20 protein-coding genes and 2 CRISPR repeat arrays are annotated in these 23318 nt (G+C 36.4%); of the genes, 16 read left to right on the forward strand and 4 right to left on the reverse strand.

Annotated features, from left to right (window positions below; all coding sequences use genetic code 11):
- The first annotated feature begins 77 nt into the window (after positions 1-77).
- A CRISPR array of direct repeats spans positions 78-364; the repeat unit is 29 nt; unit sequence GTTTTAATTACTTATTGTGAAATGTAAAT.
- 78 nt (positions 365-442) lie between these two features.
- A complete protein-coding gene (locus tag CKV67_RS02180; protein WP_014091931.1) occupies positions 443-1030 on the forward strand; it encodes a hypothetical protein in 588 nt (195 codons plus the stop codon).
- A 70-nt stretch (positions 1031-1100) separates the two neighbouring features.
- Positions 1101-1781, forward strand: coding sequence for a type 1 glutamine amidotransferase (locus CKV67_RS02185; RefSeq protein ID WP_014091932.1), 681 nt, complete (start codon positions 1101-1103; stop codon positions 1779-1781).
- An 18-nt stretch (positions 1782-1799) separates the two neighbouring features.
- Here CKV67_RS02185 and CKV67_RS02190 read toward each other — a convergent pair whose 3' ends face one another.
- On the reverse strand, positions 1800-2159 hold the full coding sequence (locus CKV67_RS02190) for a Lin0512 family protein (protein WP_014091933.1): 360 nt from the start codon (positions 2157-2159) through the stop codon (positions 1800-1802).
- A gap of 6 nt (positions 2160-2165) precedes the next feature.
- Positions 2166-2624 carry a MarR family transcriptional regulator gene (locus CKV67_RS02195; protein WP_014091934.1) on the reverse strand — a complete coding sequence of 153 codons (459 nt, stop codon included), beginning with the start codon at positions 2622-2624 and terminating at the stop codon, positions 2166-2168.
- Positions 2625-2994: 370 nt separating this feature from the next.
- Between CKV67_RS02195 and CKV67_RS02200 the strand changes: the two genes are divergently transcribed.
- Both CKV67_RS02200 and CKV67_RS02205 read left to right on the forward strand, forming a co-directional pair.
- Positions 2995-4806 (forward strand): LapB repeat-containing protein, encoded by a 1812-nt coding sequence (locus CKV67_RS02200; protein ID WP_014091935.1) that lies wholly within the window; start codon positions 2995-2997, stop codon positions 4804-4806.
- Positions 4807-4896: 90 nt separating this feature from the next.
- A complete protein-coding gene (locus CKV67_RS02205) occupies positions 4897-5328 on the forward strand; it encodes a universal stress protein (protein ID WP_014091936.1) in 432 nt (143 codons plus the stop codon).
- A 34-nt stretch (positions 5329-5362) separates the two neighbouring features.
- Here the strand turns inward: CKV67_RS02205 and CKV67_RS02210 are convergent, their stop codons facing one another.
- Positions 5363-6175, reverse strand: a complete 813-nt coding sequence (locus CKV67_RS02210; protein WP_014091937.1) for a histidine phosphatase family protein — start codon at positions 6173-6175, stop codon at positions 5363-5365.
- A 347-nt stretch (positions 6176-6522) separates the two neighbouring features.
- Here CKV67_RS02210 and CKV67_RS02215 point away from each other — a divergent pair, with 347 nt between their 5' ends.
- The 11 genes from CKV67_RS02215 to CKV67_RS02265 all read left to right on the forward strand — a co-directional run bounded on the left by CKV67_RS02215 (position 6523) and on the right by CKV67_RS02265 (position 21201).
- A complete protein-coding gene (locus CKV67_RS02215) occupies positions 6523-6906 on the forward strand; it encodes a hypothetical protein (protein ID WP_014091938.1) in 384 nt (127 codons plus the stop codon).
- 100 nt (positions 6907-7006) lie between these two features.
- The gene (locus tag CKV67_RS02220; RefSeq protein ID WP_014091939.1) at positions 7007-7816 is read left to right on the forward strand and encodes a hypothetical protein; all 810 of its coding nucleotides are present in this window, start codon (positions 7007-7009) and stop codon (positions 7814-7816) included.
- Positions 7813-9252 carry a hypothetical protein gene (locus CKV67_RS02225; RefSeq protein WP_014091940.1) on the forward strand — a complete coding sequence of 480 codons (1440 nt, stop codon included), beginning with the start codon at positions 7813-7815 and terminating at the stop codon, positions 9250-9252. Before CKV67_RS02220 ends, CKV67_RS02225 begins: the two co-directional genes overlap by 4 nt.
- Positions 9253-9351: 99 nt before the next feature.
- Positions 9352-9964: a CRISPR direct-repeat array (repeat unit 29 nt; unit sequence GTTTTAATTACTTATTATGAAATGTAAAT).
- Between the two features lie 607 nt (positions 9965-10571).
- Positions 10572-11816, forward strand: coding sequence for an ABC transporter substrate-binding protein (locus CKV67_RS02230; RefSeq protein WP_025279755.1), 1245 nt, complete (start codon positions 10572-10574; stop codon positions 11814-11816).
- Between the two features lie 132 nt (positions 11817-11948).
- Positions 11949-12785, forward strand: coding sequence for a carbohydrate ABC transporter permease (locus tag CKV67_RS02235; RefSeq protein ID WP_231845381.1), 837 nt, complete (start codon positions 11949-11951; stop codon positions 12783-12785).
- A 2-nt stretch (positions 12786-12787) separates the two neighbouring features.
- Complete coding sequence (locus CKV67_RS02240; RefSeq protein WP_014091953.1) at positions 12788-13624, forward strand: carbohydrate ABC transporter permease; 837 nt, start codon at positions 12788-12790, stop codon at positions 13622-13624.
- Between the two features lie 15 nt (positions 13625-13639).
- Positions 13640-16069, forward strand: a complete 2430-nt coding sequence (locus CKV67_RS02245; RefSeq protein ID WP_025279756.1) for a glycoside hydrolase family 38 N-terminal domain-containing protein — start codon at positions 13640-13642, stop codon at positions 16067-16069.
- A gap of 13 nt (positions 16070-16082) precedes the next feature.
- Positions 16083-16949, forward strand: a complete 867-nt coding sequence (locus CKV67_RS02250; RefSeq protein WP_014091955.1) for an ROK family protein — start codon at positions 16083-16085, stop codon at positions 16947-16949.
- The gene (locus CKV67_RS02255) at positions 16927-18360 is read left to right on the forward strand and encodes a glycoside hydrolase family 125 protein (protein ID WP_025279757.1); all 1434 of its coding nucleotides are present in this window, start codon (positions 16927-16929) and stop codon (positions 18358-18360) included. Before CKV67_RS02250 ends, CKV67_RS02255 begins: the two co-directional genes overlap by 23 nt.
- Positions 18361-18458: 98 nt before the next feature.
- Complete coding sequence (locus tag CKV67_RS02260) at positions 18459-19331, forward strand: MurR/RpiR family transcriptional regulator (protein WP_025279758.1); 873 nt, start codon at positions 18459-18461, stop codon at positions 19329-19331.
- A 121-nt stretch (positions 19332-19452) separates the two neighbouring features.
- The gene (locus tag CKV67_RS02265; protein ID WP_014091958.1) at positions 19453-21201 is read left to right on the forward strand and encodes a class I mannose-6-phosphate isomerase; all 1749 of its coding nucleotides are present in this window, start codon (positions 19453-19455) and stop codon (positions 21199-21201) included.
- An 84-nt stretch (positions 21202-21285) separates the two neighbouring features.
- On the opposite strand, the gene CKV67_RS02270 is transcribed toward CKV67_RS02265, so the two are convergent.
- Positions 21286-21663, reverse strand: coding sequence for a DUF1304 domain-containing protein (locus tag CKV67_RS02270; protein ID WP_014091959.1), 378 nt, complete (start codon positions 21661-21663; stop codon positions 21286-21288).
- 144 nt (positions 21664-21807) lie between these two features.
- On the opposite strand from CKV67_RS02270, the gene CKV67_RS02275 reads away from it, so the two are divergent.
- Complete coding sequence (locus CKV67_RS02275) at positions 21808-23223, forward strand: DHA2 family efflux MFS transporter permease subunit (protein ID WP_014091960.1); 1416 nt, start codon at positions 21808-21810, stop codon at positions 23221-23223.
- The last annotated feature ends 95 nt before the right edge of the window (positions 23224-23318 follow it).

Below are 23318 nucleotides of genomic sequence, written 5' to 3' on the forward strand. Positions count from 1 at the left end.
AAATTTCACCCGATTTGAAGAAGGTCGACAATAATAGGCGTTTGAGGTAAGATGGGAGTAAGGAAAAAATGAAGCGGGTTTTAATTACTTATTGTGAAATGTAAATCTGTATAAATTTCATCCGATGAATTTCGACATCGTGTTTTAATTACTTATTGTGAAATGTAAATAAATCGTTGTGAGATAATTATTTCAGATTGAGAATTGTTTTAATTACTTATTGTGAAATGTAAATGTGATAGAAATGTGAGGACTATCCGTTGCCACGCCAGTTTTAATTACTTATTATGAAATGTAAATACATACAAAGCGGTTTGGAAATTTTCTGAACCAACGTTTTAACTACTCATGATGAAAAGTAAATTTGTCTAACCTTTAAACATATCTACAATATTAGCCAACTCAAAAACAACAAGAATACATAAAAAGGGAGGAAACACCAATGAAAAAAGCGCTTTGCCCCATCCTATTGCTATTGATCCTACTAGCCAGTTGCTCCACGCAAGATGAAACTCTATCCCCGAATACCAAAATTCATAAAAATAGTGTCATTAGAGCTGATTATAAGATACCACAAAACCTGGCAGAACTAGAATCAGACAGCGAAGATATTGTCCAAGTAAAATTAATACGAAATAAAGAAATTGGTAAAGGAAACAACAGCTCAATAACGGAAGTAGAAATAATCAAAAACTACAAAGGCAGTTTTGAGCCCGGTGATAAAGTGGATATTTCAGAACCGTGGCTTTTAACTTCAGGAGAATACCAAGCGGTGGAAAATTACATTGCACTCGAAAAAGGTCAAGAATATATCCTGTTTTTAAGTGGTGGACATGGCACGGATAAAGTAAGCTCAATCACGAGTTTAGGTTATGGCAAATATAATAAATCACTGCAGGAACAAAAAGCCGACATGAATGATTTCAATACGGTAGGCGAAGTGCAAAAATATGATTTTATTTCTGGTTTAGAGGCAGAGATTATAAAATATCAGGAAATTAAAAAAGAAATGTTAAAAACATATAATTGAAACCAAAAGCACTAGTTGCGAAAAGCTACTTTTTCCGTCATAATAGAAAAAAATGGCGGGAGATGATGATTTGATTATTGACGTTTTACAGCATGTGTCACACGAGGGACCAGGACTTATCACGAAATGGGCGAAAGAAAATCAACATCAATTAAGGATTCATTGTTTGTTTAGCGAAAGCAATCATGTGCCAACCAATTCAGAATTTCTAATCGTACTTGGAGGACCAATGGGAGTAAACGACACTGCCGAGTTTCCATGGTTAAAAGAAGAACGAAATTTGATAAAACGATTAATAAACCAAGAAAAACCCGTTTTTGGTGTTTGCCTTGGTGCTCAACAAATTGCGACCGCACTAGAAAGTAATATTTCTATAAATGATGAAAAAGAAGTAGGCTGGTTCCCAGTTAACAGAACTTCCACTAAACTACCTTTTTTTCCAGAGAAGCTCGATGTTTTCCATTGGCACCAAGAAACTTTCTCCTTACCAAATGGAGCGACCCGTTTATTTAGTAGTGAAGGCTGTGTGAACCAAGGTTTTCTATACGGCGAAAAAATCATTGGACTGCAATTTCATTTTGAAATGGAAAAAGCGGGGATTGAGACGATTTTACAAATTGATGAGGAATTTATTACTCCAGGAAAATTTGTCCAAAGTGTCGCCGAAATGCGAGAAAGGGACGTGCCAGAAGATAATAAACAAATGTTAGAAGCGATTTTAGATTATTTAGTAGCAGAAAAAAACATCTGAGCTGAGTCAGATGTTTTTTTAATATCCTGTTTCCACAGAAGCATTGACGATATACATTAAATCATTTTTGTCTGCTTTATCCTCTAAGAAAATTCCACTAGTCGTTAGCATTCCACCAGGCATTGTTTCAATCGTCACCGTACCATAAGGAATAATTGCGCGAATAACTTCCTCATCTAACTCATCCGCATCACACGGTAAAGCAAGTTTGATATTAACCACCATATTCTCTAAACGGTTGTCTGGAAGTTGACTACGAATGCCGGGCATTGAATTAGTGAAGATAGCATTTCTTACAGCTCGTTCAGCCGCTTTCGTGATATCTTGGCCATGAACATCTACCCCAAAACCAGTTTGGATAAATAACAATTTTTCCATTTTAAATCACTCCTTAAAATCTTTAATAAGTGCAGCGCCAGGTCGATTTTTCGCATAACCTGTCATTACGTCAGTGAAATGAATCCCATTTGTATCAGTAGATTCTGCAAAAATTTGTGCCATTTGTTTGCGCTGTGCGGCACCAAGTTCATTTTCTAATTCCTTACCAGCTGTTGTTAAAAAGATACAACGTTGTCTTTTATCCCGAGTACCTTGTTCGATTGTAAGCAGTTGGCGTTCCTTCAATTCAGCAAGCGGTTGGTGTAAAGCTTGCTTGGATATTTCGAGGAATGTCAGCAGCTCATTGATTGTAAGACCAGGCATTCTTGCTGTGAAAAAGAGAATCCGGTGGTGTAGCCTTTTCAGTGAATGTTTCGCAATAATCAAATCTGCTGTTTCTGTAAAAGCCTTATAACCAAAATAAAATAAAGCAATTTGCTGATTCATGCTTTGTTCATTGTTCATAAATAATACCCCTTTTTCTATCAATACCAACAGTATAGCATAAATCAGGACCTGAAATAACTGCTAAGATGTCGATTTATCGTTAAAATTCTGGAATACCTAGTGAGAGTAAATGAGGAAAAATTTCCTGTTTTAATTGCTAAATATGAGAAAATATGTCTAAATTGTTACGTAGTTGGAATTTTCGGTTTATTTTAAAACGAAAATGTAACCGCTTAATATGGCGTTATAAAGGCGTTTCTTGAAAAATAATCAGAATTGAATGAATATTCGTTCGAAAAAGAATTACTTTTACTTCCGAAAACATATTGTTAGTTGCTTTCGTCGGCGGTATACTTTGAATAATAAATTGAGCGACGAGGAGAGAATTATGAAAAGACTTTTTAAACTTTTGCTAACACTTGCATGTGTAGTTTCCTTAACATATCCAACTCTAACGGCTTTTGCGGAAGAAAATTCTTCTGGAAATAGTGTAGTAAATATTCCAGACACAGCTTTGAAAACCTATCTAAACAGTCAACTCAAACAAGCGAGTGATGCCGATATTACAGCTGATCAAATGGCGCTAATAAAATCAGTCACAATTACAGGAACTAACTATACAGATTTAACAGGTTTAGAAGCAGCTGTAAATCTTAATACACTTAACATTAGTAATACAAATATCACTACATTAAATCCAATCAGAACTCTAACTACTTTAAACTATTTAAATGTTTCTGGCGATGTGATTACAGATAGTTTTTTCCCGGATTTAAATCAATTAACGAATCTAGAGAATATTAGCATCAGCAGTAAGAATGTGACACATAATGTTTTTACAAAGTTCAACAAATTACCTAAATTAAGATTCCTTTACGCACAAAATTCGATGTTAATTACCGACATTTCTGGGTTAGCATCGTTAGAAAATTTAGAAACGTTATTCCTTCAATTCGATGGGATTGACGACTTTAGACCTTTAAATGATTTTGCTAGTTTTAAAAACGGCAAACTGAAATCTCTTGCAGCATATGGTCAAAACATGGGTCGGACCAACCCGCGAATTACTTTGAAATCTGGCAAACTTAACTATAATGCTACAGACCAAACGCTTTATTTGCCATTTTCAATGATGCCAAATCAATTAACTAGCTTTGATGGAACAGTAGCACCTTTTTCTAAATCAACTTCTGCAAGTAATACGTATGTAGGATTCAATGACGTAGCAGTTGCAAGCTCTCGTCTATCAATTACAGATGATGGTATTACAATAAGCGGCGTTACAAAAGAAGAGTTTGACGGTTTAACAGAACTTGAGTACAATGCTCGTTTTGATTTTCCGACTGGCAGTTACCCAACACCGCCAAGCATGACATCGTATACGATATCAGCTGGAACATATGATCAATACTTTGATATCAGCCACACACTCGATTTAACAGCAGATGAAAGTATTGGCTATAACCAATATACACTAGCAACTGAAGGGCAATTTTTAAAAGCTATCCATGCAGAAACAGACGACGGCACAGCAGTTCAAAGCAATTTTGACCAAGTAGTTGATTTTAATACACCAGGCGAATATACGGTAACATTAAATGCGGAAAACAGTGCGGGACTTAAAGCGGATCCTCTGGAAGTGAAAGTAACTATTTACGCAAAACCAATCATTAAAGCAGATTCATCTATCAGCTACGAACAAAAAACGACTAAAACGGCTGAAGAATTTCTAACAGAGACACATAGCTCGGTAACAGAAAACGCAGCCCTTACAAGTGACTTTAATGATGTAGTAGATTTAAATACACCAGGCGAATATACAGTAACATTAAATGCGGAAAACGAACGTGGCCAAAAAGCTGATCCAGTTCAAATCATTGTAACCGTTACAGCAAAAGCTGACCCAGAACAACCAGTTCCACCGACAAAAGAAAAACCAACTACCGAAAAACCAGCAGACAATAAATCAGTCGCAACAAAAGAACCAACAAAAGCAACGGAAAAAAACAAAAAATCAGAAGAATCACCAAGCAATTTAACTACTAAAGAAAATACGGAACCAACAACCAAAGAAGTAACAAAAACAACCGAACAAAAACTTCCTAAAACAGGTGACGCGGGTCTTGGTACTTGGCCAGTGGCGTTTACTAGCATTATGATGGGTCTAATGGCAATTATTCTCTTGAAAAAACGTAAATAAGCTAGTAAAATTATCTGCAAAAAAGTGTAGCCTAAAATTCTTTTTATAGGGTAAAGTATACTATAAGAAAAGCTATGGGAGGTTAGTATTATGGACAAATATAACCGTATTCTTGTCGCTATAGACGGTTCAGAACCAGCAAAACTAGCATTTGAAAAAGGATTAGAATTAGCACTAAAATTAGACGGAGTGCTTGGAATTGCTAGTATTGTAGATATACGTGCATTTTCACCAAACGTTTCCTATGATGGTAGCTTGGAAGAAAAAGCAGAACTTGAACTAAAAGGTAACGTGAATGAGTACGCAGAAGAAGCCAGAGCAAAAGGTGTCAAACAAGTAGAAACGTTCGTTGCCAAAGGGAACCCTAAAATCCTACTTTCAACCGATATTCCAGCAGAATTCCAAGCCGATTTAATTATCTGTGGAGCCACTGGGATGAACCGGGTCGAAAAATTAGTACTAGGTAGCGTTTCATCATATATTATGGCACATGCGATTTGCGACACACTCATTGCCAGATAAGAAAAAGGAGCCTGAAATGCGGCTCCTTTTTTGTTCACTCTTGACCTTTTTCTGCGTAACTCATATCATTTACATCTTCAATTTTAAACTTACCATCTTTGTAAGTGATTTTTGTTACACTAGCATTTTTAATACCAGTTGCTGGAAGTTTGTAACCAGGCTCAATGGTATCAAGAAGTGCGCCGATGCTAAGTCCGTGAGAAACAAGAAGAACGTTTTCATCACCTTTCTTACTTTCTTTTTTCGCTACTTCAGTAATTCCGTTTTTAAGTCTAGCTTGAATGGTTGCATAATCTTCTGCAGGCCAGTTTTCGCCTTCTTTCACACGTGTTTTATCTAGTTTTGCTACACTATCAGCGAAAATTTTTGGCGAAATTCCAGCACTTTGCCATTCTTCTAATGTTTTCCCTTGGCTTTTTGCAATATCTGTCCACATATTGTGATTTAAATCGCCTTCATATGATCCAAAGTTAAATTCACGGAAACGTGCATCTGTTTGCAATTTAGTATCCGAAGATTTAGCACTTTCTTCTAAAATAAGGTTCGCCGTTTGAATTGCGCGCCCACTGTCACTACTATAAGCAGCCCCAAAATCAACATCTTTTAATCCTTTTCCAGCAGACGTTACAACTTCTTCCCCAGCAGGAGTAAGTACTGCATCAGACCATCCTTGCACTCGGTCTGTGGTGTTAAGCATTGTTTTCCCATGACGCACAACATAAAATGTCACTGTACCATCTTTCTTTTCTGTGGTATCTGCTTTGCTCGTGGTTGAATCATTTCCACAACCCGCAATCAGTAGTAAAGCGCAAAACATAACCATCGCTTTCAAAATATTTTTCTTCATCTTTTTCTCCTTTTTCTGTTAGTATTTAGCAAAATAAAAACCCAGATAAATTAGAAAAAGCCAAAAAGCCATCTTCCAATCCATCTAGGTTATGCCCAAAGTAGGTAACATTCCTGAATAAGGTATTTGTTTATAGGATAATTTTAGCATAAAAGGGAAGCGTTTACAAGGGCGCTTTTAGAAAGGGGTTAAAAGAATAGCTGTAAGATGAAAGTGAAAAGTTGGTTTATCGGTTATACTGATTTTCCACGATAAACTGTTTAAATAGTTGATTTTGAAAATATCTTTACAACAATTTAAATTATGTGATAATATAAACATAACAAATATTGGGAGGTATTTCATCTATGAAGAAAAAGTTATTAATAATTTCGGGAGTTCTAATTATGGTTTTATTTGCGAGTGTTTCTTATGTCCAAGCTGGTAGTACATATGCAAATTATAGTACTACTGTAGGGAAATTTAATGGAAATGGTTACACGGCTTACCAAACTAAAAAAGTCGCTGGGCAAAAAGCTAATGTCAAATCCACAAAAACAGGCGGCTACAAGCTAAACGTAAGAACTAATTCTGCTGGTTCAAATGGTACATGGTCTGCCGATTTTACAAATTCAAAAAATATTGATTTATCTAATGGACATAATAAAGGGACTAAAACTCGCTTGCATTTTAGTAATAAGATTACTACTACCCGAGATGTACAAGCTTCTGGTAGTTGGAGATCAAATTAATTATAAAAATGAAGGACGCATATTATAAATTAGTTTTAGGAGCTGTTAACTTAAGGAAACTTAAAACAGCTCTTTATTTTTGTGAATGAGGAGGATGAGAATGCAATCAATGATAAAAAAAGAACTTAAAGAATATATAACAATAACTAATATTTTAATTATTATTATAGGTTCTTTGGCACCAACCTTATATATATTAAGCCAAGCTAACAATCAAACATATCTACATTGGTTAGGATTATATTCTAATTCTGTAGGTTCATTTCAAGCTTTACTTTTTCCACTATTTATAGTAATTCTCACTATCCCAAAATTAAGTACAAAACTTAGTAATAAATTTATTAGCTATGTTCGAATACGGAAAAATATCTATCAGTACTTGGGGGCAACAATGATTAGCAATGCTATTATTGTTTTTGTAGGAAGTTTTTTGCTGGTATTTATTCCTTTTATTATTACATACTATATTGTTCCGATTTTTGGTTTAATTGGTTACCAACCTGAAAGTATGGGCTTGAACACAGTGGCTGCTATTAATAATGATATAGCGACTAATGATGCATTGTCTTTTCTAATTAATGTATCTCCACTTTTTTATGCTATAGTTTACGCTGCGTGGGTAGGTTTTAATGGGATATTGTGGTATATAGTCAGTTGGTGCTTATTAATTATTAAAAATAATATCTTTCTTGCGCTATCAATTCCGTTTGTTGTTTATCAAATAGCACACTTTTTATTCTCATTGTTAGGAGTACCACAATTTGGTTCCTTAATAAGTATTTTCCCTTTTAATTTTGAGAAAGTACCTGTTTGGAATATGCTGCTTTTCCCGATGTTATTAATTGTTGGGGTAATTAGTATGTTAATTTATATTTACAAAAATATCGAAAAAATGGATAGTCTGTCATGAGTTTGGCAAAGATTACTAATACTTTTATAAATGTTAAAAATTTATCCATATTTTCTATAGCGAGTCTTTATGGGATACTGGCTCTTCAAGGAAGCTTTAATCAATATAATATGAACTTTGCTGAAAGAAGTGTGAGCCTTTTATCCGATCCGTATTTGTTTATTTACTTTATATTACCTATTTGGATAATGCTAGTTAGTAAAGAGATATTAACAAGAAAAGACTATCAGAATACGATACGTCTTAAAACTAAGCAGAGATATAATTTATGGTTGTTAAGAAAATGTATGTTAATTTCGTTTTCATTAATAACAGTATTACTTATCAGTAGCATTTGTATATCTGTAGGCGGTGATGTGAAGCTAACATGGAGTAGTCATATAGCAAATTATCAAGAAACTGGGTTAATTGTGTCTGTTTTAAATGATTTAATTAGTAGTCCAATCAGTGCCATACTTGTGCAGTTATTAGTATATTTTATATTTTTAAGTACAATAGCATATTTTATAATTACGATAACTTATAAAATACACACGCCAATTTTTATCTACTGTGTATCGCTTTTAATACTTATATATATGATGTACACATTCACATTTGCGATGGAACCTTTATACATGAATATAAGCTCACTTGCATTTGCATATAGGGTTTTAGGTCAGTTATCACAAGAAATCATTGTCTATACAGTTATTCTCGTTACTTGTATACTACTTAATACGAATAAAGTACTAAGAAAAATAAACGATTTATATATGTATCAAAAAAAGCATATTATATTTTTGGCAGTGATTTTAGTTAGTTATGTGTTTTTAGGAATAAATGGTGCAGATTTAAGCATTAATGACTACATAATTTCAACAAATTATGGCTCGTCTAATGAGGGATACACAATAAATTCTATCCTTTTTTATGCGATTATTTATTTAGGAATTCCGTACTTGATTTTATTAGGTATTAATGAAAAACAGCAATTAATTTATTATGAGTTAATTAGGCAAAAAACGATGAATAAATGGATTTTTAAAAATATACTAGCTGCTTTACAGTATTCTTGCTTGTATCTGATGGTGACATTTCTAATCATGATTGGAACCTCTTATAAAAATTATCAGGAGTTATTAAGCATAGATGGTGAAATATTGTATCAATACTTCATAAATGGAAGCCTGCAAATATTTTTTTATAGTTTAATTATCCTATTAACTTATAGTATAACGGGAAAAATAACGTATGCTCTATATCTGAATCTAGGGTTAATTATCTTGCTGCTACCAGTAATAAATATTAATCATATTCTTCCTATTGGATTAAATGCTATGGGAATGCTTGAGGATAGAACGCCATATCAATTATCTCTACAATTACTGATAGCCATATTGATGATTACAATGATATTAATTTTAGTTAATAGAAAAAGAACGATACCGCAATAAGCATAAAAAAGGAGCGAAACAATGAGTGATACTATAATTGAATGTATTAATGTTTCAAAAGAGTTTAAACATATACAGTTGTTTACGGATGTTAATATAGTTTTAATTACTTATTATGAAATGTAAATAACGACGAAATGAACAAGTTATATAAAAAACATCCAGGTTTTAATTACTTATTATGAAATGTAAATTCAATTCCCTTGTTCGCTATAAACGGATGGAATAAAGTTTTAATTACTTATTATGAAATGTAAATAGCTTCCTTTTTTTAAGAAATTAGCAACATTTTCAGCGTTTTAATTACTTATTATGAAATGTAAATGGAGGAACAGCGACCGGTTTCGGCTCGGATATTAGTTTTAATTACTTATTATGAAATGTAAATTAGCTTTGCATTTTTTCAGTGATAGAAGTCGCATATGTTTTAATTACTTATTATGAAATGTAAATCCACATATAAAATTACGCCTCCTAATTTTAGTAATGTTTTAATTACTTATTATGAAATGTAAATAACGATATTGGTACAAAAGTAAATTTATCGTTTTTGTTTTAATTACTTATTATGAAATGTAAATAATATCATAGATGCGACTACAACGCCGTCTGACACGGTTTTAATTACTTATTATGAAATGTAAATGTCAAATTGCTCATTGAAATAAAGCGGGTTTGTGATTGTTTTAATTACTTATTATAAAATGTAAATATTTTTTGTGTCGAGCCAATTAAATTGTGTATTTGAATTTTAGCTTCTTAACATTAATAGATAAAATATTCATTGAATTTCTAAATCTCTTTGTCAAAGTAAATGTGGGAAATAAGATGGTATAGGCTAGAAGAAAACAAAGCAAAAGTTTGCGAACTAGAAATCCAGTAAGTACCTTGCAAAAGAAGTAAAGCGCATGCGGCGAAAAGACATCACCGAACTAAATGGTTATATTTACAGGTTAAGAGGTAGCAATACAATAGTAAAAATTGGCCCGAAAAATCAAAGGAGCAATCACAGACTCAGAGGACTAACGAATATAGCGATACCTTTAGAGCAGATAAAAAGCTTTAAGGGTATTTTTATCTCCAAAAACCTCTCTTTTACTGGCCCATCCCCATATTCCTAATTTTTTCGTCCAGCGAAAACCGTTTTCGAAATACTTGTAACCGCTTGCAGTAACATAACTCTAAACTTATAATGAACGTAGTAAATGAGTCAAACATAATAAATATTCAAAATTAGCCAACTTAAAGAGTTGAAATTGGAAAAATGGAAATATTTAATTATATTTTCATTTTAAACTAACAAAAAGGAGAGCTTAAGAATGAAAAAAATCGTATCAATCAGTTGTATTGTTGCAGTTTTAATGCTTCTAGCAAGTTGTGGTAGTGGGGAATCATCAAGTTCAAAAGTGGAGTTTTATACAGATAAAGGGGGAGAAAATGTAGGTATTTTGAATTCCATGTCAGAACAAATTGAAAAAGATGGAGGAGTTGGCTATAAAACTGTTGGGTATACAGAGGTGACATCCTACGAGACAACAGTACAACAATCACTTGATAGTGAAAAAGCACCAGGATTATTTACATGGTGGAGCGGTGATAAGCTAAAAAAATTGGTAGATAACGATTTGGTTGTGGATTTAACGAAAGAATGGAAAGAATATTATGAAAAAGAAGGCGTCAATCCAGGGCTTGCAGATGCCTTTACAATCGATGGAAAAGTATATGCAGCACCATTTAGCGTATTGTACAACGGTATTTTATATAACAAACATTTATTTGATAAATATGATTTAGAAGTGCCGACTACTTGGGATGAATTTATAAAAGTGTGTGATACGCTCAAAGCGAATAAAATAGAGCCAATTGGTTTGAAAAATGATCCTTGGGCAAGTTTCCTATGGTTCCAAACGTTAATTGCTAGTTATGCCCCTGATTTGTATGTGGGACTAACGAATGGTGACATTAAATATACCGATCCTGAAATGAAAAAAGTAATGAAGATATGGCAAAAAATGATTACAAAAGGTTATTTTGGTGATCCAGTAGATCCAGCTTCACAAATTAAAATGTTTTCCACAGATAAAAGCGCGATGGTCTATGAGCCAACAGTAACTTCTGCAACATTGAAAAAAGAGTATAACATGGAACCTGGTAAAGATTTTGACGTATTTGTTGCTCCCTCTATGACAGCGGATCAGAAACAGGTTATTTTCTTCGAGGCATCCCCGATTGTAGTTTCAAAAGAAAGTAAACAAAGCGCAGAGGCACAAAAAGTACTCCGCAGTTTTTATAAGAAAGATGTGCAACAAATTTTCGTTGATGAGGCTGGTATTATAAATACAGATAATACCAAATCAAGTGATCCAGTGAATGGTAGTTTTGTTAAGGAGGCTGCAGATGCTAATAAATATCAAGTGATGGTGCGATACTATGAAGCGACACCAAGCGAGGTTGTAACAGTTGCAACTGATGAACTATGGAAGTTTTTCTACAAGCCGACAGATACGGTGTTAGATGATACGTTAAACACGATTCAAAAAGTAGCAGATAGTGCATTCAAATAACATGGATAGTAAAGGGGAGCAATGTTGTAAGTGCAAGGTTGCTCACCTCTTACTTTTAAAAAGAAAGGTGTGTCCGTTATGAGTTTACAGGCCAAAGCAAACCTGAAAAGGGGAAGGGGTTTAAAGCCTTATTTGTACATTGCGCCAGCAGTACTTTTTGTATTCTGTTTTTGTATTTTATCCATTATTTTTACATTGGTTATTAGTTTCACAGACTGGAGCGGTTTAGGAAGCTTTAATTTCGTCGGGTTTGATAATTATGTTGCTGTTTTCCAAGATAAAAACTTCTTGTTGTCGTGCATTAATACGCTGGTTTGGGTTGCGGCAGGACTTATTATCCCTGTTGTCCTCCCATTACTCTTTGCCATTGCCATTATTAAAAGCTCATTTGCGACTATCTTCAAAAATTTGTTTTATTTTCCGAATGCTGTTTCGGGTGTAATTGTCGGGTTGATTATGACTAGTTTGCTATCTATGTATGGTTTGCCACAATTGCTAGGGATGCTCGGGTTTGAAAATTTGGATAAAAACTGGTTAAATATTCCTTATGTCAACACAGGTGTAATGATTGTGGCTGGGATTTGGCAAGGGATTGGCTTGAATATGTTACTTTTTATTATTGGCTTGGTGAATATGCCAACAGAACCAATCGAGGCGGCAAAATTAGAAGGGGCATCAGGTCTTGCATTATACACGAAAATTATTTTACCGTTACTTAAACCGACGATTATCGTAGTTGTACTTATGTCGCTAGTTAATAGTTTCAAGACGTTTGATAGTATTTGGATTATGACTGGCGGTGGACCTTATCGAACGTCGGAAACTTTGGCTGTTACGATGTACAAGGAATCATTTTCAAATAATCATTTAGGAATGGGTTCGGCAATTGCTGTGATGTTATCTGTGATTATACTAGTTATCTCCATCTTTTACTTAAGAAAGACATTCAATAAAGAAGGGAGTAATTAATTATGATACAACAAAAGCACGCTGGAATTGGAAAATGGACAGTGAATATCATACTGATTATACTGGCAGTCATTTGGATTTTCCCGTTTCTTTACGTTATTGTCAATGCTGTGAAAAGCTCGGCTGAATATAGCACGGGAAACTTCTGGGATTTACCAAAATCATTTTCGATTGCGGAAAATTGGGAATACTTAACACAGCAAATTCAACTTGGTTCCGGTTTTATTAATAGTTTGATTTATGGGACACTAGGTGGCGGTCTTGGAATTATTATGGCAGCACTAGCAGCTTACGCGATTGAAACACTCAAAATTAAGCACGGTCTACTTTGGTTTTTCGTTATTTATAGTGGGACTATTTTTCCGTTTCAAGTGTATCTTATTCCGATTTTTAAAGCGTACAATAAAGTAGGATTATATGATACTCAATTGGGAATGGTCCTTATTTATGCAGCGCTGATTATTCCATTCAGTGTGTTTGTATTGCGGAATTTCTTAATGGGTATTTCTAAAGAGATGCTTGAAAGTGCGAGAATGGACGGGGCGTCAGATTTCTACATCTTTCGAAAAATTTACATGCCAATGGCTCGGGCTCCACTTGCGGCGGTATTTTTATTCCAGTTCACTTGGATTTGGAGTGATTTGTTGTTCGGGATGACATTGACAAAATCCGAATCTGCACGACCTGTAATGGCAGCGGTATCATTACTTGGCGGATCGACAATACAAAAAGTGCCTCCCATTTTGTTAGCAGCAATTATTGTTTCAATTCCAACAATCATTTTATTTATCTTGTCACATAGAAACTTAGAAAAAGGTTTTGTCGTTACTACAAAATAAGGAGTGTTTTAAAAGATGACTTTGTCAAAAAAATGGAAGCTATACGTATTGCACCATTCACACACAGATATTGGCTATACAGAGCGCCAAGAAAAATTAAAGCGGTATCATGTCGATTTTATCCAACAAGCAATAGATATTTTAATGGAAATTGAAGATGGGAAACGTCCGGAATGGGAGGGATTTCGTTGGGTTTGTGAAAATTATTGGCAAGTCGAAAACTTCCTTAAAAATAGTAGCGAGGAAAATATTGCTTGTTTTGAACGATATGTACAGGCGGGGCTAATTGATATTTCGCTTAATTATTTGAACATGACGGAATTAGTAGATGATGAAGTTTTAAATCATAAACTGGCACAAGGTAGAAGTTATGCAGATCATTTAGCTGTGCCGCTTGATTCAGCAATGAGCGCAGATATTAATGGTTATTCGTGGGGATATGCCGACGCGTTAGCCAATAATGGGATTGAGAATTTATTCAGCTGTATCCATACGCATCACGGGATGTATCCACACGGGAAAAAGCATCACGGTTTTTGGTGGGAAGGCCCAAGTGGTGAACGCGTCTTAACGTGGGTATCCGATCATTACCATATGGGAAATGAACTATGTTTAGTACCAGAGCACGGAATTACTTATTTACTGGAGGATCGTTTTAACCCAAAAGCAGAGGTTGCTGATTTTGAAGTGGCAGAAGAACGTATTTTTAATTATATTGAGAAGCTGGATAATGATGTGGAGTACGACTATTATTTTGTGCCAATCATGGTTTCAGGGATGAGTACGGATAATGGGGCTCCGAATGGTCGGATTTTGGAACGCGTGAAAACCTGGAATGAGCTACATGGGGATCAAATTGAAATTGAAATGATTACGCTTAACCACTTTTTTGATATTTTGCGAGATGAAATGAATGAGTTGCCAGTGTATCGTGGTGATTGGAATGATTGGTGGGCAGACGGTGTTGGATCAACGCCAGCTGTAGTGAAGCATTACAAAGATGCCCAGCGAAAATACCATATCGGAAAGCAACTAGCACCTGATTTTGTAGCGGCGGACAAGCAATATCTAGATGATGTTGAGTACGAGTTGGCATTATACGCGGAACATACATGGGGATATTCTTCATCTGTGACAGAGCCGTGGGAAACGCTCGTCAATGATTTAGATTTCAGAAAGTCCTCCTATGCTATTCGTGCAAATCAATTGGCATCACTAAAGTTGGATGAGATTCTAGCGGTAAAAGGGGAAGTGACGATTCGCCCAGACCGCGACAAATTGTTCAAGGTAATTAATCCACAAGCAACGGCACGAACAGATAGTGTTTGCTTATACATTGAGCATTGGGAGGATGTTGAAGGCTCAGCTGTAGACATTTTATTGCAAAATATTGAAGTGGTGGATGAACTAACTGGAGAAGTTTTACCATCACAAGTTAGGGAAATTGCTCGAGCCAAAGAAGTGGAAGTAGTATTAGAACTCACGGCTTTGGAGGAGAAGATTTTACGAATTCGTTTGAAAAAAGAGCTGCAAAAAGAACCGTATCGCTATTTAGCAGTAGATAAGATAAATGATATTATGTACGATGGTTGGCAGGAAGGTTTACGTGTAAATGCGCACCAAGTCGAGACGAAATATTATTCGATGACTTTTGACGAAACGAATGGAATTGTTGCCATGATCGATAAGCGAGATGGCAATTCATTACTACGAGATAGTTTAGAGCATCCACCGTTTGTAGGTATTTATGAGCGCACCGCAACAGAGCCAAATGCGTGGGAAGTTCGTCACACAATGGGACGAAATCGCAAGAAAATAAATACTGATCGTCACGTATCCAAATTACGAAATATCCAAGTGTGCGAAAGCGGTGAAGTCAGCGCGACGGTCGTATTTACGTATGATTTAGAAGGAACACAAATGTATGAAATTCATATGAAAGTATATCGTGACACACCAAAAATAGACATCACGCTACGCTTGCATAAAGATAGTATTTGGGATCCTGAAAATCTGTATATCTCATTCCCGTTTACAACTGGTGAAACAGAAGAACTTTATTTTGATAAAATGGGCTGTCTTGTACGGCCTGGTATAGACCAGCTACCTGGGACTAATCAAGAGTTCTATTTAGTTCAAGAAGGTGCGGTTTACGTTGGAGCAGAAAAGTCAGTTATTCTTGCGCTAAAAGATACGCCACTTCTAGTTCTAGGAGAGCTGGAACACCATCTTATTGAATTATCTGGACAGAGAGGGGCAGAAAAAAACAAAGAACCACTCTATGTTTGGGCAATGAATAATTTCTGGGAAACGAATTTCAAAGTAGATCTGGCAGGGTTTTACGAGTTCAGGTATACACTTGCGACGTTACAAACAACGCGGGCGGATGTTGCAATTGATGCTTGTAAATCATATAATCAAGGCTTTTTATCGATGTATGTGTAAGGAGTGTGTAGCTATGTATCGAATTGGAATAGATATCGGTGCAACGAATATGAGAGTGGCGTTGTTTGATTCTGACAATCAGTTGATAGCACGTGAACAAGTAAAAACAGAGGCGAAGTTAGGACCTGTCCAAGCATTAGGAAAGTTAGTAAGTATGGTTAGACTAGTTGATCCAGAACGCTTAGCAATCGGTATTGGAATTGGTGCACCTGGACCGCTTGATGTGACTAATGGAACAGTTTTAGATGCTCCAAATTTACCTGGATGGCACGGATTCCCTATTAGAGATGAGCTCGAGCGTCTTGTAAATGTACCAGTGTTTTTGATGAATGATGCCAAAGCAGCTGCACTTGCTGAAGCGAAAATTGGCTCCGGGGTAGGCTACGATAGTGTGCAATATATCACGGTAAGTACGGGTATTGGTGGTGGTTTCATCTGTAGAGGGGAACTGTTTCCTGGCAGTCATGGGCATGCGTCAGAACTTGGGAATATGATTGTTGATGTGAGTTCGCCAAATAGTACGCTGGAAAACACATGTAGTGGTAGCGCCTTGTTAAGACAAAGTAAACAATTGTTTGGAGAAAACCAGACTGCTGCCGAATTATTTGTGCAATATGAAGCTAATCAGGAAGAAGCGCGCCAAGTGATTGAACAATGGTTACATCATTTTAGCGCGGCGGTAACATCGATTATTCAAGTTATCGATCCAGAAGTTTTTGTTCTCGGTGGCGCAGTTATTTTACGTCATCCATGGTTAGTAGAAAAGTTGCATCCAATGGTGACAAAGCGAGTCTACAGCACGATGAGAGAAGATGTTCAGTTAAAAGTTGCAAGCCTTGGGGACGATGCGGGGCTGTATGGAGCATCCATGTTTGTTTAGTGAAGGGAATGGTGGGATTTTGGAAAATAATACGAGTTTGGATAAGGAAATGATGGGAGAGGATACCTATTTCCGCTTACGACGAATTACGGATGAAATTTTAAAAGAGGCTGCAAGTGATAATACGGAACTCGCAACATTGATTGACGGAACGATAGATCGAATTTTGCAACAGGTAGACTTATCCGAAAAGTTGCAACGAATGTTTCGAAAGTGCATGTTAAATACAATTACAACTACACTTGTGCAAAAAAAAGATGATTCAGCATTTTTATTTACGGGTGACATTCCTGCAATGTGGTTACGCGATTCAGGTGGACAGTTACGAGTGTTTTTAAATTTAGATGATGCAAGTGGAAAGCTATATGATGTGATTGGTGCAGTAATACGACAACAATTTCGTTATATTCGACTTGATCCGTACACAAATGCATTTAATTTTGGTGGAAATGGTAACTGTTGGAGTGAAATTGATCAAAGTGAACGTTCAAATCCTTGGAGCTGGGAGCGGAAATATGAACTGGATTCCCTTTGTTTTCCAGTAGAACTTGCTTATTTTTATTGGAAGCAGACGGCGCGAGTGGATTTATTTGATGAAGGTTTTTTAGCAGCAATCAAAGAGTTGATCCGGGTGTTTCGTGTGGAACAGCACCATGAAGCGTGTTCAGAGTACTTTTTTATTCGTAATAACGGTATTGAACAAGATAGTTTGCCAAACCAAGGACGCGGGACGAAAGTTGGTTATACTGGAATGATTTGGTCAGGTTTTCGTCCTAGTGATGATGCGTGCGAATATGGCTATCTGTTGCCAGCAAACATGTTCGCTGTCGTAATACTTGGCTATTTGGAAGAAATGGTGGTGGCTTTTTACCCAAAAGAAATGGAGTTGTTAACCGCAATAACAACGATGAAAAAAGAAGTTCAGGAGGGAATTGATAAGTTTGGTATCATTGATCATCCAAAATATGGAAAAATATATGCCTATGAAGTGGATGGCTTAGGCAATAGTAATATCATGGACGATACAGGTGTTCCGAGCTTACTTTCTTTGCCATATATAAAGTATTGCGATGCGGATGAGGCTATTTATCAAAATACGCGCCGTTTTTCCTTATCAAAGGACAATCGGTACTATTTCGAAGGCACAGCAGCAAAAGGTTTAGGGAGCCCTCACACGCCACCTGAGTATGTTTGGCATATGGGATTGGCAATTCAAGGCTTAACTTCGATAGATGATGCAGAGTGTCAGGAATTACTACGTTTATTTGAAACAACAGATGCTGGTACAGAACTGACACATGAAGGCTTTTTAGCGGATGATCCAACAGTGTATACGAGAGAGTGGTTCTCTTGGTCAAACTCTATTTTTTGTGAATTTATCTTAAAAGAAATTGGGAAATGGAAGCTATAACTTATTTTCGATGTATGAGAGTATCCTTGTAATTATTCTAAGTAATTATAGGGATATTCGTTGTATAATGGTTATTATGAAGAAAAGAGGTTTTAGCTATGAAATCAGGAATTGTGCGATTGCAAGCATTAGCCAAGCAGTCTATGGGGTCCTATCAAGATATTGCTAAGTATATCGTGACGAATGCAGAAACAGTGAAAACGATGCATATTACGCAGTTAGCTGATGAATGTTTTACAAGTCCAGCAACGATTGTAAGGATGTGTAAAAAGCTTGGTTATAAAGGATATACAGACTTTAAACAAGACCTAGTGCTGAACTTACATAAATGGTTTTTTGAGAAACAAGAAGTATATAATCGAGGTTACATTTATCCAAATAAAGCGGCTATTGAAATTGGTGAAGTCATTACGAACTTAACGATTAACGGTATGATTAAAAGTGTGCAGTTTTTAGATTCAGAATTAGTAACTGATTTGGCGAAAATATTGTATGAAGCAGAGCGGATGGATTTTTATGGCTGTGGAATTTCAAATCTCGTGGCGCAAGATTTTTCCTACCGATTTTTGCGTTCTGGTAAAAGCACGAGTGCCTTTGCAGATTCGCATATTCAAATTTCGCAAGCGCAACAATCAGACGCTAGCTGTGTCGCTGTGGGTATTTCATATGGCGGGGAAACGCAAGAAGTGATAACGGCATTGGAGATTGCAAAACAGCTTGGTGCGTATACTATTTCGTTCACATCAGAAGAGGATAATAGCTTGGCACAAGTAGCGGATTGTAATATTACTGTAGCCCAAATTGAGCATCCAGAAGGCTATGTTGCGGCTGCTTCTCGTATTGAGATGTTACATGTAATGGACATTATTTATTCTGTTTATATTAGCAAATATGATGAGACTGTTGCGGCGAAAATATCGCGAACGAGACCTTATTTTAAGAAGAAAAGCGGGGATCAGGAGCAAGAATAAAACATTATATAGGAACCTCTTTTTTCGTACGGCGGAAATGGTTTTCGCTATTGGCTAAAGGTATTGTAGAAAGTGTTTTAAATTCTTATACTGGAAGCATGAAGAGAAGGAGGCGTTGAGAATGGGGAATAATCAAACGAGATACAATCACTCTCCAACAACGAAAGTAAAAGGTGATTTTAAAACATGGACGGGATTTCAAGCTATATTTTCGGAACTTTCACATGCGATAGCTAAGTCTTCAAAAAAGAAGGCAATTTTGGTAATAGAGACATATCCAGGAGTGCAAATCGAAACGCTGAGGTGCGCATTGGAGAAGTATTTTGAAGCAGCGACAATTCTATGTGCGGATGATTTTGCGATGCGCGGTCAAGAAATCCAGGAGAAATTCGCTATGTTGATTACAGAAGATCGCGTTTTTGGAAGAATGGCGGCCATTAAAATGGAGGATTATTATGAAAAAGCTAAGTTGGAGTTATTACGAAAAAAGGTAGCGACCTCAGATGATTTGACAATTGTTTTTGGGACTGGAGCAAGCTTGGTAGCTGATGCAGAGGTGACCGTTTATATGGATGTTGCACGTTGGGAGATTCAGCAACGAATGCGTTCTGGTGAAATTGGGAATTGGAATGATACGAATTTAGATGAAGATATTTTGCGGAAATACAAACGAGGCTTTTTCTTAGACTGGCGAGCAGCAGATCGATTAAAGGTAGAGCTATTCGACAAAATTAATTACTATGTGGACGCCAATGAGTTGGATCATCCGAAAATGGTACAATGGTCAGATTACTGTTCGGGATTGGAGCAGATGTTGCAAGGCCCATTTCGGTTTGTGCCATATTTTGACCCTGGTGTATGGGGTGGGCAATGGATGAAGGAAAACTTAGGCTTAGACACAAGCGTTAACAATTTTGCTTGGGCGTTTGATGGGGTTGCAGAAGAGAATAGTTTATATTTGCAATTTGGTACTGTACGAATCGAAACACCGGCAATTAATGCGGTATTGAAATATCCAATGGAGTTGCTAGGTGAGCTAGTGTATAGCAGATTTGGAGCGGAATTACCGATTCGGTTTGATTTTTTAGATACAATAGGTGGACAAAATCTCAGTTTGCAAGTACATCCGAATAAGGAATATATTAAAAAGCAGTTTGGGATGGATTATACGCAAGAGGAGAGCTATTATTTGCTTGATACGAAGGATGACGCGGTTGTTTACTTGGGCGTGAAGGATGATGTTAATTCAGAGGAGTTAATTGGAGCCCTTGAAGATGCACAATCAGGTGAGGTAGCGCTAGATGCACCACGTTATATCAATACTTTTCCAGCAAAAAAACACGACCATTTTTTAATACCATCGGGAACAGTTCATTGTTCTGGAGCGGATTCGATGATTCTTGAAATAAGCTTGTGTGCGTATATTTTTACATTTAAGCTGTGGGATTGGGGACGATTAGGCTTAGACGGCAAACCGCGGCCAGTGCACATTGAACATGGAAAAAAAGTAATTAACTGGAATCGCTCTGAGAAATGGGTGGCAGAAAATTTAGTGAACCAATTTGTACCGTTAATTGAAACAAAGACACATACAAAAGAGCGGACAGGATTGTATAAAACGGAGCAAATTTATACTGAGCGAGATTGGTTTTCTGATTTTATCGATTATGATAATATGGAAAAAACGGTGAACATGTTGAATTTGGTGGAAGGAGATAAGATTGTTGTAGAGAGTTTGGAAGGCAAATTTGACGATTTTGAAGTTCATTACGTAGAAACATTTGTGATTCCAGCGCAGATAGAAAGATTTAGGATAAGAAATATTGGAGAAAATGAGCGAGTTGCCATTTTACGAGCACGTATTATGTGAAAAGAAGAAGCAATCAGGAAAAACTGGTTGCTTCTTCTTTTCGCTATTCAAGTTTTTAGTTGAAAGTTAAATTATCATATCTTTTTAGATAGTTACAACCAACAAAACAGCAACCAACGCCAAAACCGCCGGCAGCCCTTGCTTCACCAAGATGCCTTTCGAAGATGTCGCGCCTCCAAACAAAGCCGCAATCACCACACAACTTAAAAAGAAAATTTGCACAGTACCAGTGTACACATTTCCAGCAAAAAATAAGCCCCAAGCAAGCCCTGCTGCCAAGAACCCATTATAAAGCCCTTGATTCGCAAACAATGTCTGTACTTTCTTATTCGCGAGCAATTCTTTTTCCACGCCGAAAGTTTTCGCTGCTAGTTTGGTATTCGAGAAAAACATTTCCAAAATCATAATATAAATATGTTCAATCATCACAATGAAAGTTAACATAAACGCTAAAATAGTCATAAAAATCCCTCTTTTCTACTCAGAAGTATAGCATATAAAAGATTATTTCCTATAAAATGAAGGCTCGAAAATTGACTTCTTTCCCAAATCTACGTAATATCAAACATAGACTACTATATTTTAGTCTGAAAAGGGGGAAATTATATGCAGCAAGAAAGAACAATGGAGCGGAAGATTCGGCCGATTCCAATTATTGCCTCATTTTTGATGGCGGGATTTATTGGGTTATTTAGTGAAACGGCATTGAATATGGCGCTTAGTGATTTGATACAGGTGTTTGATATTAGTTCAGCGACAGTGCAGTGGCTTACGACTGGTTACTTACTAACGCTTGGAATATTAGTACCGATTTCTGGATTACTTTTACAATGGTTTACGACGCGGGGGCTATTTTTTACAGCAGTTAGTTTTTCGATTGCTGGGACACTGATTGCGGCAATCTCACCAACGTTTGCCATATTAATGATTGGGCGTGTAGTACAAGCAGTAGGTACAGCCCTGTTGTTACCATTAATGTTTAACACTATTTTACTAATCTTCCCAGAGCATAAACGTGGCTCGGCGATGGGGATGATTGGGCTGGTTATTATGTTTGCGCCAGCGGTTGGTCCGACAATTTCTGGACTGATTTTAGAAAACCTAACATGGAACTGGATTTTTTGGATTTCTTTACCGTTCTTAATTATCGCATTATTATTTGGACTTAAATATATGCAAAATGTTTCGGTCGTAACGAAGCCGAAAATTGATGTTTTATCGATTATTCTTTCCACACTAGGCTTCGGCGGGGTTGTATTTGCCTTTAGTAGTGCAGGAGAGCATGGTTGGGGTAGCGCAACAGTACTAACAGCAATTATTGTTGGTGGAATTTCACTTGCTCTATTTGTATGGCGCCAACTGACAATGGAAAAACCGTTAATGGACTTAAAAGTGTTTAAATATCCAATGTTCACTCTAGGGCTTATTTTGGTATTTATTAGTTTCATGATGATCCTTTCGACGATGATTCTACTACCGCTGTACTTGCAAAATAGTTTAGCACTCGCAGCATTTTCGGCGGGGCTTGTGTTGCTTCCAGGTGGAGTATTAAACGGTTTGATGTCGCCATTTACTGGTCGATTGTTCGATGCTTATGGACCACGGGCACTTGTTATTCCAGGATTTATTGTCGCTGTTATCGCGTTATTCTTTTTAACAAGAATCGAAACAGATACGACTGCGTTAACAATTATCATACTTCATTCCGTGTTGATGATTGGGATTTCGATGGTAATGATGCCAGCACAAACTAATGGATTAAATCAACTTCCTCGTAAGTTATATCCAGATGGGACAGCGATTATGAATACGTTGCAGCAAGTTTCTGGAGCAATCGGAACAGCTGTTGCAATCACGATTATGACTGCTGGACAAAAAGCCTACATGGAAACCGCGCAAGGAGCTGGACCAGAAGAAATGGTCGCATCACTTACAGCCGGAATCCAAAACGCTTTTGTTTTCGGACTAATTATGGCGTGTATTGGTCTTGTTTGCTCGTTATTTATTCGAAAAGCAAAATAATGATAGGTCAGGAGCTTCTCTTAATTGGGAAGTTCTTTTTTTGACAAAAACTAGCTAAACAGTTAAAATAATATTAAATATAGTTTATAAAGTTT

Origin of the sequence: Listeria ivanovii subsp. ivanovii (assembly GCF_900187025.1) — a bacterium.
In the GTDB taxonomy this organism is placed as follows: domain Bacteria; phylum Bacillota; class Bacilli; order Lactobacillales; family Listeriaceae; genus Listeria; species Listeria ivanovii.